Source organism: Collimonas sp. NPDC087041, from assembly GCF_044745265.1.
Classification (GTDB): domain Bacteria; phylum Pseudomonadota; class Gammaproteobacteria; order Burkholderiales; family Burkholderiaceae_D; genus Collimonas.
The window spans coordinates 16,911-33,857 of the sequence record NZ_JBIUZX010000013.1 but is presented as its reverse complement, the minus strand read 5'-3'; the positions used below and the strand labels follow the sequence as shown (position 1 = coordinate 33,857).

Sequence of the window (16,947 nt, the reverse complement as noted above, 5' to 3'; positions counted from 1 at the left end):
CTCCAGAAAATCTCGCTAAGTCCTTCATTTTGAATATATAATTGTTCCGCAATTGTTCAGAAACAGTTGCTGGTGTAAGAATAAAAAGACCATTCTACACAGGGGCGTCCCCATCAGCCTCGCCAATTTGCAAATTTGATGGGAAATGTGTACGCATCACCCCTGCGCGAGTCAAGGTCGCACCGTTGTTGTCATCGGATAGCGCGCACGGATGCTGAACAAGAATGTCTGGATGATTAGGATAACGTCCGGCAAGCCCGATGCGATTTATGATTGCGACGAGCTCGCCGGCAGATGTAGTACTTATAAATTTGTCGATTAGATTACTGAAACCAATGCTTTATTTGGCTCTACCAAGCTGCTCACCGCCAGGCGTCATGCTCGCGATCCGCGAACTGCACGACGCTGTACCGGTACGCGCTGGTGGTATTCGGTAAGACGACAGTACTGCATCCGCGCCTGTGCATTGCGCCCTACTTAGTAGATAGGCGCTGCATACCAAGGCAATTCTCTCCCCCCTGACACTCCGTTCTCGCGTACATCCCTGTACTTTTTGTCGCTGACAGAAATGCTGAAGAACAGCATCTGGAAGCGCCATTGAATTGACCCAAGGGTCACGGAGCGAAAAAATGAAACGCATGTTGTTTAATGCTACGCAGCAAGAAGAGCTGCGCGTGGCAATTGTTGACGGGCAAAAGCTCATTGACATCGATATCGAAACCACCGGACGCGAGCAACGCAAGTCCAATATCTACAAAGGTGTGATTACCCGTATCGAGCCGTCACTGGAAGCCTGCTTCGTCAACTACGGTGAAGAACGCCACGGCTTCTTGCCGTTCAAGGAAGTTGCCCGCACCTACTTCAAGGAAGGTGTCGACGTCCGCAGCGCATCGATCAAGGATGCATTGCGCGAAGGCCAGGAAATCATGGTGCAGGTCGAAAAGGAAGAGCGCGGCAACAAAGGCGCCGCCCTGACCTCCTTCGTTTCGCTGGCAGGCCGTTACCTGGTCCTGATGCCGAACAATCCACGCGGCGGTGGTGTTTCCCGTCGGGTTGAAGGCGAAGATCGCCAGGAACTGCGCGAAACCATGGATCAACTGGACCTGCCAAGCGGCATGTCGGTGATCGCCCGCACTGCCGGCATCGGTCGCAATGTTGACGAATTGCAATGGGATTTGAACTACCTGATGCAACTCTGGCGCGCCATCGAAGGCGCCGGCACTGAAGGCAAAGGCGCCTTCCTGATTTATCAGGAATCGTCGCTGGTGATCCGCGCGATCCGCGACTATTTCCAACCGGATATCGGCGAAATCCTGATCGACACCGATGAAATCCACGACCAGGCCCAGCAGTTCATGGCCCACGTCATGCCCGACATGGTGCATCGCGTAAAACGTTATCGCGACGACGTACCGCTGTTCTCCCGCTTCCAGATCGAACACCAGATCGAAACCGCGTACTCGCGCACCGTGCCGTTGCCATCCGGCGGCGCCATCGTGATCGACCATACCGAAGCACTGGTTTCTGTCGACGTCAACTCGGCTCGCGCTACCCGCGGCAGCGACATCGAAACCACCGCGTTCAACACCAATTGCGAAGCCGCTGAAGAAGTTGCGCGTCAATTGCGTTTGCGCGATCTGGGCGGTTTGATCGTGATCGACTTCATCGACATGGAGAATTCAAAGAACCAGCGCGAAGTCGAAACCCGCCTGAAAGACGCCCTGCGCTATGACCGCGCCCGCGTCCAGATGGGCAAGATTTCACGCTTCGGCCTGATGGAATTGTCGCGCCAGCGCCTGCGTCCGTCGCTGTCGGAAGGCAGCCACGTGACTTGCCCGCGTTGCAACGGCACTGGCCACATCCGCGATACCGAGTCGTCCGCATTGCAAGTCCTGCGCATCATCCAGGAAGAAGCAATGAAGGAAAACTCGGCAGCGATCCACGTCCAGGCGCCAGTCGATGTTGCGGCTTTCCTGCTCAACGAAAAGCGCGGCGAAATCCTGAAGATCGAGACGCGTCACCGCGTCAGCATCATCCTGATCCCGAACAAGCATCTGGAAACCCCGCATTACAAGCTGGAACGTCTCAAGCACGACGATCCGCGCCTGGAAGAAACCCACGCCAGCTATGCGATGGCAGAGCAAGCCGATACCGACATTGGCTACAGCAAGACCCAGAAGGAAGAAGGCCGTCCGCGCCAGGAAGCCGTCGTCAAGGGCATCACTCCGGACCAGCCTGCGCCTATCGTCGAACGCAAGCCGGTCGAAGCCCGTCCAGCTGCCACAGCACCGGTCGCAAGCAGCCCGGCGGAAGCAGGCATCCTCAGCAAGATCTTCGGTTTCTTCTTCAGCAAGCCTGCAGCGCCAGTCGTCGCTCCAGCCGCTACGACTGAAGCCAAGGGTCCGCAACAGCGCGGCGACCGTGGCGACCGCAACAATCGCGGCGGCCAGCGTGGCCGCAATCGTAACGGCCGTAATCGCGACCGTAACGAAGAGCGCGATGGCAACACCCAGGAAGCACGTGACGACAACGCCAAGAAGCCGGTAGTCGAAGCAACGGAAGCCAAGACGCAACAACAACGTCAGCCGCGTCCGCCGCGTGAAGCGCGCGAACCTAAGGAACAGCGCGACAACAACGAAAGCAAGTCGGAAGCACGCAACGAAAACCGTCGCGAACGCGGCGAGCGCCCACCACGTCCGCCACGCGAAGAGCGCAAGGAAGTCGTCAGCGAAGCCAAGGTCGATGAAACCTTGCTGAAAAGCGGCGCCGTAGTAGCTGCCGGCGTTGCCGCAGCAGGCGTTGTCGAAGCGATCGAGCCGAACCAGATCGATGGCGGTCCTGTTGAAGCCAAGACCAACGAGCAAGACGAGGAACCACGTCGTCGTCGTCGTCGCGGTGGTCGCAACCGTAATCGCCGTGATCGTGATGCAACTGAAGGGTCGACGGAAGAACTGGAAACTGGCGAAACATCGGCAGAAGCCGCGCCGGAAGCCGGTGAAATGGCTGCACCTGCAGCAGCACCTGCCGCCGAACCGGTCAGCGCCCCAGTGCAAACTGAAGCGCCAAGCCATGCCAGCAGCAACGTGCCGATGATGGCCTCCTCGGTTCCTGCATCGCAAGAAGTTGCGGCGCCGGTAGCGGAAGAAACGCCAGCAGCGCCGACAGCCCTGTCGAACGCAGTTGCAGCGCCGTTGGTGCCGCAAGTGGTCGAATTGCAACCGGAAACAGCGCCGGTAGCGGCAGTCGAACCGACACCGGTAGCAGTTCCGGCGCCAGCGCCAGTTGCAGCGCCGGCAGCGGTTGAAGTCAAAGCCGAGCCTGTGCCATTTGCGCCAAGCGTAGCCGTGGCAACACCGGAAGTGGCCGCAGTTGTGGTCAACGAACCGGTGGCAGTTGCGCCGCAGGTCGAAGTTGAAGCACCGATTGCGGCGCCTGCGCCAGTAGTCGCCGCTGTTGCTGAAACAGTCGTTGCTCCGGCTCCTGTCGTCGTTCCTGTGATTGCTCCGGTCGAAGCTGCTCCAGTCGTCATCGCACCGGTTGAAGTGGCGCCTGTTGCCGCCACTCCTGCCGCAGTCAAGCCTGCTGCTGCGCCAGCATCGCCTAAGGTCGAAGACCTGCAAAGCGTATTGGCAGCTGCCGGCCTGACTCTGGCTGCGACTGATCCGAACAAGCTGCGCGCTGCCCAGGAAGCAAACGCAAACGTCGTCGCGGCACCACGTGTACCGCGCGAACGCAAGCCATTGCCGCAGCAATCCAGCGAACCGCTGCAGCAAGTCGAAACCCAGCGCTCACAGGGTTAAGCAGCTCAGCAGTATCTTGCTGCGCCGCGTTATGCGTGGCGAAGCAAGATGGCAATATAACAAAGGGAGTCCCAGACTCCCTTTGTCACGTCTGGCCACAACAGAGCTAAAAACTGATCTCCATGGTATCTTGTAGAGGTTGCAACCCAGTAGAGAAATGCCAGAACATTTCCCCAGAAACACATCATGACTAAAAAAGTCATTCCGCTGATCGATAGCCGCAGCTTCCAGCCGCCGACCTTGCCCTCGATACTTGAAACGCCGACAGGCTTGTTGGCGGATGAGTTAGGCAGGCCGCTGCACGACTTGCGCATTTCGGTCACTGATCGCTGCAATTTCCGCTGCATCTATTGCATGCCGCGCGAAGTGTTCGACAAGGATTACACGTTCCTGCCGCACACCTCGCTGCTTTCGTTCGAAGAAATTACCCGCCTGGCCAGCCTGTTCGTTGCCCATGGCGTGCAGAAGATCCGCCTGACCGGCGGCGAGCCGCTGCTGCGCAAGAACATAGAGCGCCTGATCGGAATGCTGAGCGCCTTGAAAACGCCGGACGGCAAGGATCTCGACCTGACGCTGACCACCAACGGCTCGCTGTTGGCGAGGAAAGCCCAGTCGTTGAAAGATGCCGGCCTCAACCGCGTCACCGTTTCGCTCGATGCACTTGATGAAGCCATTTTCAAACGCATGAACGATGCCGACTTCCCGGTTGCCGACGTGCTGCACGGGCTCGACGTTGCGCATCAGGTCGGACTCGGTCCGATCAAGGTCAACATGGTGGTCAAACGTGGCGTCAACGATCAGGAAATCCTGCCGATGGCGCGCCACTTCAAGAACACGCCGTATATCCTGCGCTTTATCGAATATATGGATGTCGGCGCCTCGAACGGTTGGAAGATGGACGAAGTCATGTCGTCTGCCGAAGTAGCCCAACGCATCCAGAGCGAGTTGCCGCTGCAGCCGATCGCCGCCAACTACATCGGCGAAACCGCGCAGCGTTGGCGCTATGCCGACGGCAGCGGCGAAATCGGCTTGATCTCCAGTGTCACCCAGGCTTTCTGCCACGATTGCTCGCGCGCGCGCCTGTCGACCGAAGGCAAACTGTACACCTGCCTGTTCGCCACCGCCGGCCACGACTTGCGCGCGTTGTTGCGCAGCGAAGGCAGCGACCGCGAAATCTCCAGCGTGATCGCCCAGTTGTGGCGCGCGCGCGATGATCGCTACTCTGAACTGCGGACGCAAAATACCGAAGGGTTGACGCCGGCCCGGAAGAAAGTGGAAATGTCGTACATCGGCGGCTGACCACGGTACGCCATGGCAGCCACTCTTCCTCCCACCTCATCAAATATCACCGGTCTGATACTGGCCGGCGGGCGTGGCACACGCATGGGCGGCGTCGACAAAGGCCTGGTCCTGCTCGACGGCAAGCCGATGGCGACGCACGTGATCGCGCGCCTGGCGCCGCAGGTCAGTTCCCTGCTCATCAACGCCAACCGCAACCAGGACGCCTACGCGGCGTTTGGCTGGCCGGTATGGGCGGACGAGCAGCCGGACTTTGCCGGCCCGTTGGCGGGGCTGCAGGCCGGCCTGCAGCACTGCGCCACACCCTATCTGGCGACGGCGCCCTGCGACTCACCATTCCTGCCGCAGGATCTGGTATCGCGTCTGGCGCAAACCTTGCAGGACGCCGATGCCGACCTGGCGGTGGCAGCCACGCTGGATCCGGAAACCGGAGCAGTCCAGCCGCAACCTGTATTCATGCTGCTGAAAACCACTTTATTGACCGACCTCAATGACTACCTGCTGGATGGCGGGCGTAAGATGGAAACCTGGTATCGACGCCTGAACTACTGCGAAACGCTGTTCAGCGATACTGAGGCGTTCCGCAACATCAACACCCGGCAGCAACTAGAACAATAAATACGTGATAATTGCCCAACAACCGCGGCAGCCACAACACATAAAGATGACCAATTTGAACAATCCGAGCCGCCAGGCCAAGCCGTCATTATCAGAACTGACCAGTTGCCTGTCGGACTACGATCCGCATGCAATGCCGGTACCGCAGGCGCAGGCCGTCATCCGCGATTTCGTCACGCCGGTCACGGCAATTGAAAAAGTCGCGTTGCGCAGCGCGTTGGATCGGGTGCTGGCCAGCGACATCATTTCGCCGATCGACGTTCCGGCGCACGATAACTCGGCCATGGATGGCTACGCATTCAACTCTATCGACCTGCGCCATGATAGCGATACCATCCTGAGCGTCGTCGGTACATCCCATGCCGGCCGCGCCTACGAAGGAGCGATCGGACGCGGCCAGGCGATCCGCATCATGACCGGAGCATTGATGCCGGCCGCGCTCGACACCGTGATTCCGCAGGAATTTGTCGGCGGCGCGACAGCCGATTCTGTCACCATCCCGGCCGACGCCGTCAAACCTGGCGCCAATCGACGCCTGGCTGGCGAAGACCTGAAATCCGGCACACCGGCGCTACGCCAGGGCCGTATCCTGCGTCCGGCCGATCTCGGCTTGCTGGCATCGCTGGGCATCGCCGAAGTGCCGGTGCGGCGGCGCTTGCGCGTGGCGTTTTTCTCGACCGGCGACGAATTGCGCTCGGTCGGCGAAATCCTCGATCCGGGTTGCGTCTACGACTCCAATCGCTACACGCTGTATGGCATGCTGCAGCGCCTCGGCTGCGACATCATCGACATGGGCGTGGTCGGTGACGATCCGCAGGCTCTGGAAGAGGCCTTCCGCAGCGCCGCCGAAAATGCCGATGCCATCATCACGTCGGGCGGCGTCTCGGTCGGTGATGCCGATCACACCAAGCAAATGATGGCGAAGCTGGGCGACGTCGCCTTCTGGAAAATCGGCATGCGTCCGGGACGCCCGCTGGCGTTCGGCAGCATCGCGTCTGGCGGCAAGCAGGCACTGTTTTTCGGCTTGCCCGGCAATCCGGTCGCGGTCATGGTGTCGTTTTATTTCTTTGCCCGCGATGCGCTGCTGCAGATGATGGGAGCGCAAGTTGCCGCGTTGCCACTGATGCCCGCCGTTGCCGCCGTCAATATCCGCAAACGACCGGGCCGCACCGAATATCAGCGCGGCATCCTGACCATGAGCGATGGACGATGGTCGGTGCGCCCCACGGCAGCGCAAGGCTCCGGCATCCTGCGTTCGATGGCAGAAGCCAATTGCATGATCGTGCTGGGGCACGACCAAGGCGATGTCGCCGGCGGCGATATGGTCGAAGTGATCCTGTTTGATGGACTGATCTGAAATTCACGCCAGCCGCCACGACAAAAGCATGATCCAGAAATTCAAGCGCGACCTGGCCCAACTCGGCAAACCTTTTCTCTTCGTGCTGGTCAGTGAAATGGCGACGCTCAGCGCGCTACTGCTCGGCAACATGACCATATCGTGGTGGATCGCGCAGCGCGGAGGTGCCGCCGACCTGGCTACTTTCGGCGTGATCGTGGCTGCCGCCAGCCTGCTTGCCATCCCCCTGCTCTCGCCTCTGGGCGACCGTTATCCAAAGAAGCGTCTGATGGCCATAGGCTTCGTCGCCATCGCCGCCGAAAGCGTGGTCCTGGCGCTGCTGGCGCAAGCGCATTACTACCATCTCTATACAATCATCGCCTGCGAAATGATCGGCGTCTGCGCGATGGCGATCATCATGCCGTGCATTCAAACCATTGCGGCAGAACTGGTGGCGGCGGACAAGGTATCGCTCGCCATGAGCATGCAAAAAGTCAGCGGCTCAATCGGCGGCATTCTCGGGCCGGCACTGGGCGGCAGTATGATTGCGGCGAGCGGCATCGCCAGCGCGCTGTGGCTGCATGTGGCGTTATTGTTGGCGGCGGCGTTTGCCGCGACCAGATTGCCCAAAGTAGTTAGCGCCAGCACTCGTGCCTCTTTGGGACTGGGGCAATGGATGCACGATCTGCGCGCCGGCCTGCGCATAAAGTGGCATGTGCCGCTGGAGCGCAACTGGACCTTGGTCAACCTGGTTGTCGGCATGTTTTACGCACCGGCGATCGGCATGATGGCGGCTTTGCGGATAAGCAATCTGGACTTGTCCGCAGCGTGGCTAGGCGCCACCAATATGGGGATCATGTCCGGCATGTTCCTGGGCTTCCTCGGATGCGCATCCTTCGCCTCAAAGAAATTGGGACGCTTCCGGGCGCTAATGAGTGCAGCGGCGCTGCGTGTGTTCGCCCTGCTTGCGGTCGGTTTGACAACTGCGCCGGCGGCGATGGTTGCTGCGTTTTTCATGCTGGGCATCTCGCAATCCACAACGCAGTTTGTCGGCGTAACGCACCGCCTTCTGGCCATGCCTGCCGAGTATCGCGCGCGGAATGCTTCGGTCAACATCCTCGCATGGCAGATCTCATCAACGCTCGGGCCGGCGATTGCCGGCGTTGCCTTGCTTGGCGCATCCGTGGCGCAGTGCTATATCGCGTTCGGGATATTGATTGCGATCTGCACGATGGGCCTGTTGCTGGTGCCTCGAATTCACGTCTTCCTGGGTCTCGATCACGATGCGGTGACGGGATGGTATCGAAGGGAATATCCGGGGGCTTTCCCGGGCAAGACGCGCGCCGACGCATAATCCAGTGCAAAGCGGTTGAAAGGCATACCGGAAATGAGGCAAACTGGTGCATCCTCACCATCAGCCGACAGCCATGCAATATAGCGACCTGCCACAACTGACGCACGATCTTGTCTACCTGCGCCCTCTGTCCCGGGCTGATGCCGCCGCCTGGTACGGCTACCTATGCATGCCGCATGTTATCGAACACACCAGTTGGGATCTGCGCTCGATCGATGAACTGATGCCGAAATTCGACGCACTCGAATCCTCAAACCCATCTTCGGAAATCCGTTTCGCGATTGCCCTACGCAGTTCGCACGAGCTGGTCGGAACGATAGGCTTTCACACGATATCAACCATCAACAAGACCGCCGAACTGGCGTATGACCTGTCGCCAACTATCTGGGGCCAGGGCATTGCACCCGCCGTGTGCGAATCGGTGATCAGTTGGGGTTTCGGGCAGCTTGGTGCGATCCGCATCCAGGCCACCGTGCTCGAATCAAATGATCGCTCAATCAGGGTCCTGGAAAAATCCGGTTTTGAACGCGAGGGACTGCTGCGCAGTTTTCGCATGGTGCGCGGACGTCCGGGAAATTTCTGGATGTATTCCCGCCTACGCCTCGCGGACAGCTCGGCACTCCGGATCGGATAATTATTGATAGCGCGGGCCGGCGCAATGCTCCCATCGCGCCAGAGTCGGCGAATCAGCTCGGCTACGATTTATTGAAAGGATGGCCCATGATCTCCCACGTATTTGTCGGCATCACAGACTTCGAGCGCGCATATCGTTTCTATTCGGCCATCATGGTGGAGCTGGACGTGCAGTTGAAATTCTGCGAGACCGAGCATTCATGGGCCGGCTGGATGGCGCGCGACACATCGCGCCCGCTATTCGTCATCAGCTTGCCGTACAACGGCGAGATTGCCAAACCCGGCAACGGCCAGATGACCGCACTGCTGGCGCCATCACGTACAGCGGTCGAGCGCGCTCATGCCGCGGCCTTGCAACATGGCGGTTTGTGCGAAGGCCCGCCCGGGCTGCGACCACATTACCACGCCAACTATTACGGCGCTTATTTCCGTGATGCCGACGGCAATAAAATCTGCGTGTGCTGCCACGATGCTCCGTAAGAACGCAACGTAAAGGCAAGACGTAAAAACAGGACATCAATATCGCTATTCATGTCCTGCAATCGCTTCGTCTATTTCCGCAATCGGCGTCAGAAGGTCGTGCACTGCGTGAAGCCTGGATGACCGAAGCAACTCATGGTTGCCGGGTAGCGCTCAGTATTATTTTTCGTATCCATGCGCAGCACGCAGTCGCGCCACTGATTCGAATCGCTTTGATATCCCAAGCGCTGGCAAGCCGGACCATAGACACGAACCATTTCATCGACATCGCGCTGCGCCTGGGCGGAGCGTTCAGCTTCTGTTGCACAACCGGCAAGTAGTGCAGTCAAGGCCAATAACATGATGGTACGCATAATCGCCTCCTTCTTTTTGTGGCAGTTTGCACTTGTATTAGATACACAAAATCGGCTTCAGGTTTGGCAAACATTGTAAGCAAATGTATAGCCATACCCTACTGCGCCACCGTCCCTCAGATCACGAAACATAAGCTCCGCCTGGCTTCATATGACACGTAACAAATTTCCAATCCGTGCTTTTAATGGAAATGATTCTCATTTATAATTGAGACCAAGGTAACCCCCTCTCTTTCCGGTGGCCCGCCCACAAACATCCACCCTCGTTCAGCCAGCCGCACCTTTAGCGTCGCCAGCCAATAAAAATCTTTATTGTTTTGGAGTCGCTTTGTACAACTCATATTCCATCCGTTTCTCGTTGCCGGGACTGCCTGCGGCCGCGAACCTGGTCATTGTTGCTTCGATTGCCGCCGCGTTGCCGGCGTTCGCCCAGAGCGCCGGCACCCAGTTGGCCAGCAGCAGCTATGCCGCCAATCATGCGCTCGATGAAATTTCGGTGACAGCAACTCGTAGCGAAACTGCGATATCGCAAACTCCCAGCAGCATCTCGGTCATCAACGCGGAAACCATCGAAGAGCAGCAACCGCGCGACGTCAAGGATCTGTTGCGGTACGAGCCGGGAGTGACGGTCAGGCGCGGGCCTTACCGTCCAACCTCCGCAGCCACCGCCGGTGGACGCGGCGGCAACGAAGGCATCAATATCCGCGGCCTGGAAGGCAACCGCATCCTGCTGATGGAAGACGGCATCCGCCTGCCCAGCTCATTCAACTTCGGCCCGCTGGAAGCCGGGCGCGGCGACTATGTCGAGATGGATATGTACAAACGGGTGGAAATCCTGCGCGGCCCAGCCTCGGCCATGTATGGCAGCGACGGTCTGACCGGCGCGGTCAATTTCATCACCAAGGATCCTGCCGACTTCCTGAAGATCTTCAACAAGCCGACCTATTTTTCGATCAAACCGACCTACGACTCCACCGACGGCAGCACCTCGACCACTGCCGTCGCGGCATTCGGCGGCGAACGCTTCGAGGGCTTGTTGATCGCCAACAAGCGCGACGGTCACGAGGTCGACACCAAAGGCACACGCAATATCAACGGCCCGAACCGCGACACCGCGAATCCGCAGAATGTCCACGGCAATGCCCTACTCGGCAAGCTGGTATTCAAGGCCAGCGCGCGAGACACTTTCACGGCCGCGATCAGCCATCAGGAACAGAAGACCGATTCGGACGTGCTGTCCGCCGTCACCCAAAGCACGCTGGCGCTGCGCGCCAACGACAAACTGGAGCGCAATCGCTACAGCATCGATTACAACTTCAAGGACAGTGACAACCCGTATTTCCAGAACGCTCACGCTCAGATTTACTTCCAGGAAGCCAAGAACCACCAGTTTTCCTATGAAGACCGGTTCCCGGCGGTGGACCGCACTCGCGACAACACTTACCAGGAACGCACCGTCGGCGGTTCGGCGCAAGCCGAAAGCAGCTTTGCCACCGGCAGCCTGCAGCACAAGCTGGTATATGGTTTCGATATCAGTACGGCGCACATCGACGGCCTGCGCAACGGTACCGTCCCCGGCGTCGGCGAATCGCCCTTCCCCAACAAGGCTTTCCCCACCACCGACTACACCTTGTTCGGCGCATTTTTACAGGATGAATTCCGCCTGTCGGCCAATAGCCCGCTCATCATCACGCCTGGCCTGCGCTTCGACGGCTATCGCCTGACACCGGAGAAGAACGATCCGGCGTATACAGGCAAGCCGACCGATTCCAGCGGCAATGCAGTGTCGCCGCGCCTGGCTCTCATGGTTGAAATCAGCCCGGCTTTGCTGCCCTACGTCCAGTACGCACGTGGCTTCCGCACACCGACGCCGGACCAGGTCAACAACAGCTTCGGCAATCCGATCTACGGCTACGCCACCATCGGCAATCCCGACCTGAAACCGGAAACCAGCAACACCTTTGAGCTGGGCCTGCGCGGCAAGCTGAGCGGCGGCGAAAGCGTCCTGCGCTACAGCATGGCGGCATTCACTGGCCGCTACAGCAACTTCATCTCGCAGGAAGTGGTCAGCGGCAGCGGCCGGCCATTCGTCGATCCGCTGATCTACCAATACGTGAACCGCGCCAAGGCCCGCATCAGCGGCGCCGAAGCGCGTATCGACTGGCAGCTCGCCAACGGCATCGGCGTCAAGGCCGGCATGGCGTACACCAAAGGCCACACCGAAGGCGCCAACGGCAGCAGCACGCCGCTCGACACCGTCAATCCATTCATGGCAGTGCTCGGCCTGCGTTACGAGCCGAGCGAAGTCTGGTATGGCCAGGCCGATTTCATCTATCAAAGCGCCAAACGCCGCAGCGACATGAGCAAGCAGTCCGATTTCGCACCGCCGGCGGCATTCGTGATGGACTTGCGCGGCGGCTACAACATCAGCAAGAACGTGGCGCTGTATGCCGGCATCCACAACCTGTTCAACCGCCAGTACTGGAACTGGTCGGACGTACGCGGCCTGGCTGACAGTTCCACTGTCAAGGATGCCTACACCGCACCCGGCCGTAGCTTCAATGTCGGCTTGAAATTCCAGTACTAACCGTTCCACTTCCCGGAGGAGAATCCAATGCTTACCACTACTCGCAAGCCACAATCCGATATGCAGCAACTGCGCCGGCAATTCCTCGCAGCCAAGAGTGAACAGAAATTGCGCAACCGCGACGCCGCTGCCGCGATCGGCGTTTCCGAAGGCGAAGCGCTGGCGGCCTGTGTCGGCGCCGAAGCAATCCGGCTGCTGCCGAATTTCGTCGAGATCTTTGAAGAAGTACCACAACTGGGCGCGGTCATGGCGCTCACCCGCAACGACAACGTGGTGCATGAAAAGGATGGCCAGTACGAGAAAATGAGCCATAACGGCCATGTCGGACTGGCGCTGGGTGAAGCCATCGATTTGCGGATTTTCTACAAACAATGGCATTTTGGCTGCGCCGTCATCGAAGAAATCAGGCGCGGCAACGAAATCAGTTTGCAGAAAAGTTTGCAGTTCTATGATTTGCATGGCGAAGCCGTGCACAAGGTATTCTTGCGCGACCACAGCAACCATGCCGCCTTCGACGCCCTGGTAGCGCGCTGGCGCGATCCGGAACAGCTGCCGGGAATCACCGTCGAGCCGGCGCCGCTCCCTGCCATCGACAAAGCCGACGATGAAATCGACGGCGATGGCTTCCGCGCTGCCTGGAGCAACATGCAGGACACCCACGAGTTCTTCGGACTGCTGCGCGACTTCGGCGTCAGCCGCACCCAGGCCTTGCGCCTGGCGCCGCCACAATTCGTTCGCCAGGTAGACAATAGCGCCGCACGCCTGATCCTCGAGCAGGCCGCCGCCAGCAGCTTGCCGATCATGGTCTTTGTCGGCAACCGCGGCATGATCCAGATCCACTCCGGCCCGGTCTTCAACATCAAACTGATGGGGCCTTGGCTGAACGTGCTTGATGCCGGCTTCAACCTGCATCTGCGGGAAGACAAGATCGTCTCCAGCTGGGTGGTCAGCAAGCCGACCAGTGATGGCGAAGTCACTTCGCTGGAACTGTTCGACGCCGACGGCGGCACCATCGCCATGCTGTTCGGCGTGCGCAAACCGGGCCAGCCGGAACTGCCGGCATGGCGCGCCGCGGCCATGAACCTGCCGCTGCTGCAAGCAGCAGTTGAGGTGCAAGCGTGAAACATCCTATCGACAACCAGCGCCGCATGCTGCTGGGAACGGCTGCTGCCGGCATGCTTCTGACGATGCTGCCGGCTGGCGCTGCCAACGCCAAGCCGTTGCGGGTAGCAGTGGCCGGCGGCGCCATCACTGAAGTGGTATATGCGCTGGACGCCGGCGCCATGCTGATCGGCAGCGACACCACCAGCACCTATCCTGCTGCCGCGCTGGCGCTGCCCAAGATGGGCTACCAGCGCGCACTGTCGGCGGAGGGCGTGCTGTCTTTGCGCCCCGACCTGCTGCTGGCTTCGGCCGAAGCCGGTCCGCCGACTGCAATCCAGCAGATCGCTGCTGCCGGCGTGCGCGTCATCACCTTGTCCGAACAGCATGATGTGCAATCGGTGCGTGACAAGATCAGCGGTAGCGCCAAGGCGCTGGGTCTGACGGCACGTGGCGCCAGCCTGTTGCAAAGCTTCGATAGCGACTGGCAGGCAGCCACGGCGGCGATTCAGGCGCAGCGCCAGCAGCAGCCGAGCAAGCCGCCGCTGCGAGTGCTGTTCATCCTCAGCAATAGCGGCACCCAGGCCATGGTGGCCGGACGCGACACCGCTGCCGACGCCATGATCCGCTATGCCGGCGCGGTCAACGCCCTCGGCGGCAAGGATGGCTTCAAAGGCTACAAGCCGCTGACCGCGGAAAGCGCCATCGCCGCTGCACCCGATGTCCTGATGACCACCAGCGAAGGCCTGGCCGCCATGGGCGGCCTTGCACAATTGCTGAAAATGCCCGGCCTGGCCCTGACGCCGGCGGCCCGCAACCAGCGCGTGATCGCCGATATGGACGCATTGCTTCTGCTTGGCTTCGGTCCACGGCTGCCGACGGCCTTGCGTCGCCTTTCCGCTCAACTGATTGCCTGAACTGATTGCCTGATTTCTCATGTCGTCTTCTTACTCTGCTGCCGTGCAAGCGCCGACGCCAACGGTTGCCATTTCTCCGCTGACAATCGCGCGCCATTCACGCCAGCGCATGGTGCTGCTTGTACTGGCACTGTTGCTGCTAGTGGTCATGGCCTTGTGCGCAGGCCTGGGCGCTTATCGCATCGATCCGTGGCAGGTACCGCGCTTGTTGTGGTCCGGCGCCGAACTCTCGGCCGCGGACGCGCAGGCGCGCGCGGTGCTGCTCGACATCCGCATGCCGCGGGTGCTGCTGGCGGTGCTGGTCGGTTGTGGCTTCGGCGCCGCCGGCAGCGCGCTACAAGCCTTGTTTCGCAATCCCTTGGCCGACCCGGGCCTGATCGGCGTCTCCAGCGGTGCAGCCCTCGGCGCCGCCACCACCATCGTACTCGGTGGTGTGCTGTGGCCGACGGCGTTAAGCGTGGTCGGCATCTATGCGCCGATGCTGGCGGCGTTTGCCGGCGCCTTGGCAGTGGCGCTGCTGGTGTACCGGATCGGCGCCGCCAAGGGCCGCCTGGCGCTGCCTATCCTGCTGCTGGCAGGGATCGCCTTCAATGCCATCTCGATGGCTGGCATCGGCGTGCTCAGCTTTATCGCCGGCGACGCCCAGCTGCGCACCCTGACCTTCTGGAATCTCGGTAGCCTGGCCAGCGCGCACTGGTCGCTGCTGGCGGTGGCGGCGCCTGTGGTGCTGCTGTGCGTGGCTGCCATGGCGCGCCATTCGGCTGCCCTGAACGCGATGCTATTAGGCGAAGCGGAAGCCCAGCATTTGGGTGTGCCGGTACAACGCATCAAACGCCAAGTGCTGATCGTCAGTTCGCTATGCGTCGGTGGCTTGGTGGCATGCACCGGCACCATCGGTTTCATCGGCCTGGTTGCGCCGCACTGCATCCGCCTTGCCTGCGGCCCCGACCAGCGCGTGGTACTGCCAGGCGCCATGCTGTTCGGCGCGCTGTTGACCCTGCTGGCCGATCTGGCGGCACGCACCATGGTGGCGCCAGCGGAACTGCCCCTTGGCATCCTGACAGCGCTACTGGGCGGCCCCTTCTTCATTGTGCTGCTGTGGCGCCGCCGTGCTCAGCTTGGCTTGTAGCGCCACCTTGAAACCAAACGGAAAACCATCATGCTAGCTGCCACCGATCTTTCTCTACAGCGCGGCCACAAAACCATCCTGCGCAATCTGAACCTGTGCATCCAACCCGGCCAGATCGTGGCTTTGCTAGGCCGCAACGGCGCCGGCAAGAGCAGCCTGCTGAAAGCCATGTCGGGCGAATTTCACGGCAAGCTGCAAGGCAGCGACGCCCGCCTCAGCGGACAGATATCGATCAATCAGTGCGCGCTCGATCAACTCTCTCCCCAGGAGCTGGCGCAGATCCGCGCGGTGCTGCCGCAAAGCGTGCAGTTTTCGTTTCCTTTCACGGCGATGGAAATCGCCTTGCTGGGGCGCTATCCGCATGGCGGCGGCAACAGCATGAACGACCGGCTGATCGCCATGGAAGCGCTGGCCCTGGCCGGCGCGGCGTCACTTGCAGAGCGCGACGTCACCACTCTCTCCGGCGGCGAATTGGCGCGCGTGCAGTTCGCCCGTGTGCTGGCGCAGTTGCGGCCGCAAGACGTCGACAGCGGAGCACAGCCGACACCGCGCTACCTGCTGCTGGATGAACCGACCGCCGCGTTGGACCTGGCGCATCAGCATCATCTGCTAGGCACCTTGCGGCAGTTGGCAAAGGAGTGGAATATCGGCGTGCTGGCGATCATGCACGACCCCAACCTGGCCGCGCGCTACGCCGACCAGTTGGCATGGCTTGCCGACGGTACGCTGCTGGTGCAGGACACGCCGGCACTGACCATGACGCCGCATATCGTCAAGGCTTGCCTCGGTATTGATGTCGAAATAATCCGGCAAATTGGCAAGCCGCCATTTGCGATGCCTTGCATGGCTTGACGACGCGTTGTACATTGCCATTCCAAGCAATGCCAACGCACAGAACAATCAGTCAAGGAACAACCGCATGCCCGATCCATCCACGCCATTCGTTGCCTTGCGGCCTTTCATTCCAGCCCGCGATTTCGCCGCCAGCAAACGCTTCTACCTCGACCTCGGTTTTACCGTGACGTACGACGGCCCGGATGTCGCTGTGCTGGAGAACGGACCGCACAGTTTTCTATTGCAGAATTATTACGATGCCGGCTGGGCGAATAATTGCATGATGCAGATAGTAGTCAGCGACCTGGATGGATGGTGGCAACGCATGATGGCGCTGGGACTGCCGGAGAAGCACGACATACCGACGCCAGCCGCACCGAAGATGCAGCCGTGGGGCATGCGCGTCGCTTTTCTGCACGATCCGGCGGGGGTGTTGTGGCACATCGCTGAACAACCGCAACAGCCGTAGCTGGCTGCGCGGTGATGGGACTGAAGATGAAATGCCG

Annotated in this window: 14 protein-coding genes; 13 read left to right on the top strand and 1 reads right to left on the bottom strand. The window is 60.2% G+C overall.

Translation table 11 applies throughout. The features are described from left to right. The first annotated feature begins 629 nt into the window (after nucleotides 1-629). The 7 genes from ACIPF8_RS20505 (at nucleotide 630) to ACIPF8_RS20475 (ending at nucleotide 9,520) form a co-directional block, all read left to right on the top strand. The gene (locus tag ACIPF8_RS20505) at nucleotides 630-3,800 is read left to right on the top strand and encodes an Rne/Rng family ribonuclease (RefSeq protein WP_400424622.1); all 3,171 of its coding nucleotides are present in this window, start codon (nucleotides 630-632) and stop codon (nucleotides 3,798-3,800) included. A gap of 186 nt (nucleotides 3,801-3,986) precedes the next feature. Next, nucleotides 3,987-5,099, top strand: a complete 1,113-nt coding sequence (moaA, locus tag ACIPF8_RS20500) for a GTP 3',8-cyclase MoaA (protein WP_400424620.1) — start codon at nucleotides 3,987-3,989, stop codon at nucleotides 5,097-5,099. A gap of 12 nt (nucleotides 5,100-5,111) precedes the next feature. After that, nucleotides 5,112-5,717: a molybdenum cofactor guanylyltransferase MobA gene (gene mobA, locus ACIPF8_RS20495; RefSeq protein WP_400424617.1), complete on the top strand. Its 606-nt coding sequence runs from the start codon at nucleotides 5,112-5,114 to the stop codon at nucleotides 5,715-5,717. A gap of 46 nt (nucleotides 5,718-5,763) precedes the next feature. Further along, on the top strand, nucleotides 5,764-7,074 hold the full coding sequence (gene glp, locus ACIPF8_RS20490) for a gephyrin-like molybdotransferase Glp (protein WP_400424614.1): 1,311 nt from the start codon (nucleotides 5,764-5,766) through the stop codon (nucleotides 7,072-7,074). Nucleotides 7,075-7,102: 28 nt separating this feature from the next. Continuing rightward, on the top strand, nucleotides 7,103-8,407 hold the full coding sequence (locus tag ACIPF8_RS20485) for an MFS transporter (protein ID WP_400424611.1): 1,305 nt from the start codon (nucleotides 7,103-7,105) through the stop codon (nucleotides 8,405-8,407). Nucleotides 8,408-8,480: 73 nt separating this feature from the next. Beyond that, nucleotides 8,481-9,041 (top strand): GNAT family N-acetyltransferase, encoded by a 561-nt coding sequence (locus ACIPF8_RS20480; protein WP_400424608.1) that lies wholly within the window; start codon nucleotides 8,481-8,483, stop codon nucleotides 9,039-9,041. A gap of 86 nt (nucleotides 9,042-9,127) precedes the next feature. After that, nucleotides 9,128-9,520: a VOC family protein gene (locus tag ACIPF8_RS20475; protein WP_400424605.1), complete on the top strand. Its 393-nt coding sequence runs from the start codon at nucleotides 9,128-9,130 to the stop codon at nucleotides 9,518-9,520. 89 nt (nucleotides 9,521-9,609) lie between these two features. Here ACIPF8_RS20475 and ACIPF8_RS20470 read toward each other — a convergent pair whose 3' ends face one another. After that, on the bottom strand, nucleotides 9,610-9,873 hold the full coding sequence (locus tag ACIPF8_RS20470; protein WP_400424602.1) for a hypothetical protein: 264 nt from the start codon (nucleotides 9,871-9,873) through the stop codon (nucleotides 9,610-9,612). A gap of 328 nt (nucleotides 9,874-10,201) precedes the next feature. On the opposite strand from ACIPF8_RS20470, the gene ACIPF8_RS20465 reads away from it, so the two are divergent. From ACIPF8_RS20465 to ACIPF8_RS20440, 6 genes are all read left to right on the top strand, one after another. After that, nucleotides 10,202-12,460: a TonB-dependent hemoglobin/transferrin/lactoferrin family receptor gene (locus ACIPF8_RS20465; protein ID WP_400424599.1), complete on the top strand. Its 2,259-nt coding sequence runs from the start codon at nucleotides 10,202-10,204 to the stop codon at nucleotides 12,458-12,460. 27 nt (nucleotides 12,461-12,487) lie between these two features. Beyond that, the gene (locus tag ACIPF8_RS20460; protein ID WP_400424597.1) at nucleotides 12,488-13,582 is read left to right on the top strand and encodes a hemin-degrading factor; all 1,095 of its coding nucleotides are present in this window, start codon (nucleotides 12,488-12,490) and stop codon (nucleotides 13,580-13,582) included. A gap of 26 nt (nucleotides 13,583-13,608) precedes the next feature. Continuing rightward, the gene (locus ACIPF8_RS20455; protein WP_400424923.1) at nucleotides 13,609-14,478 is read left to right on the top strand and encodes a hemin ABC transporter substrate-binding protein; all 870 of its coding nucleotides are present in this window, start codon (nucleotides 13,609-13,611) and stop codon (nucleotides 14,476-14,478) included. 19 nt (nucleotides 14,479-14,497) lie between these two features. Continuing rightward, nucleotides 14,498-15,607, top strand: coding sequence for a FecCD family ABC transporter permease (locus tag ACIPF8_RS20450; protein ID WP_400424594.1), 1,110 nt, complete (start codon nucleotides 14,498-14,500; stop codon nucleotides 15,605-15,607). Nucleotides 15,608-15,637: 30 nt separating this feature from the next. After that, nucleotides 15,638-16,459 (top strand): ATP-binding cassette domain-containing protein, encoded by an 822-nt coding sequence (locus ACIPF8_RS20445; protein WP_400424591.1) that lies wholly within the window; start codon nucleotides 15,638-15,640, stop codon nucleotides 16,457-16,459. A gap of 67 nt (nucleotides 16,460-16,526) precedes the next feature. Further along, nucleotides 16,527-16,910, top strand: a complete 384-nt coding sequence (locus tag ACIPF8_RS20440; protein WP_400424589.1) for a VOC family protein — start codon at nucleotides 16,527-16,529, stop codon at nucleotides 16,908-16,910. Nucleotides 16,911-16,947: the final 37 nt, after the last annotated feature.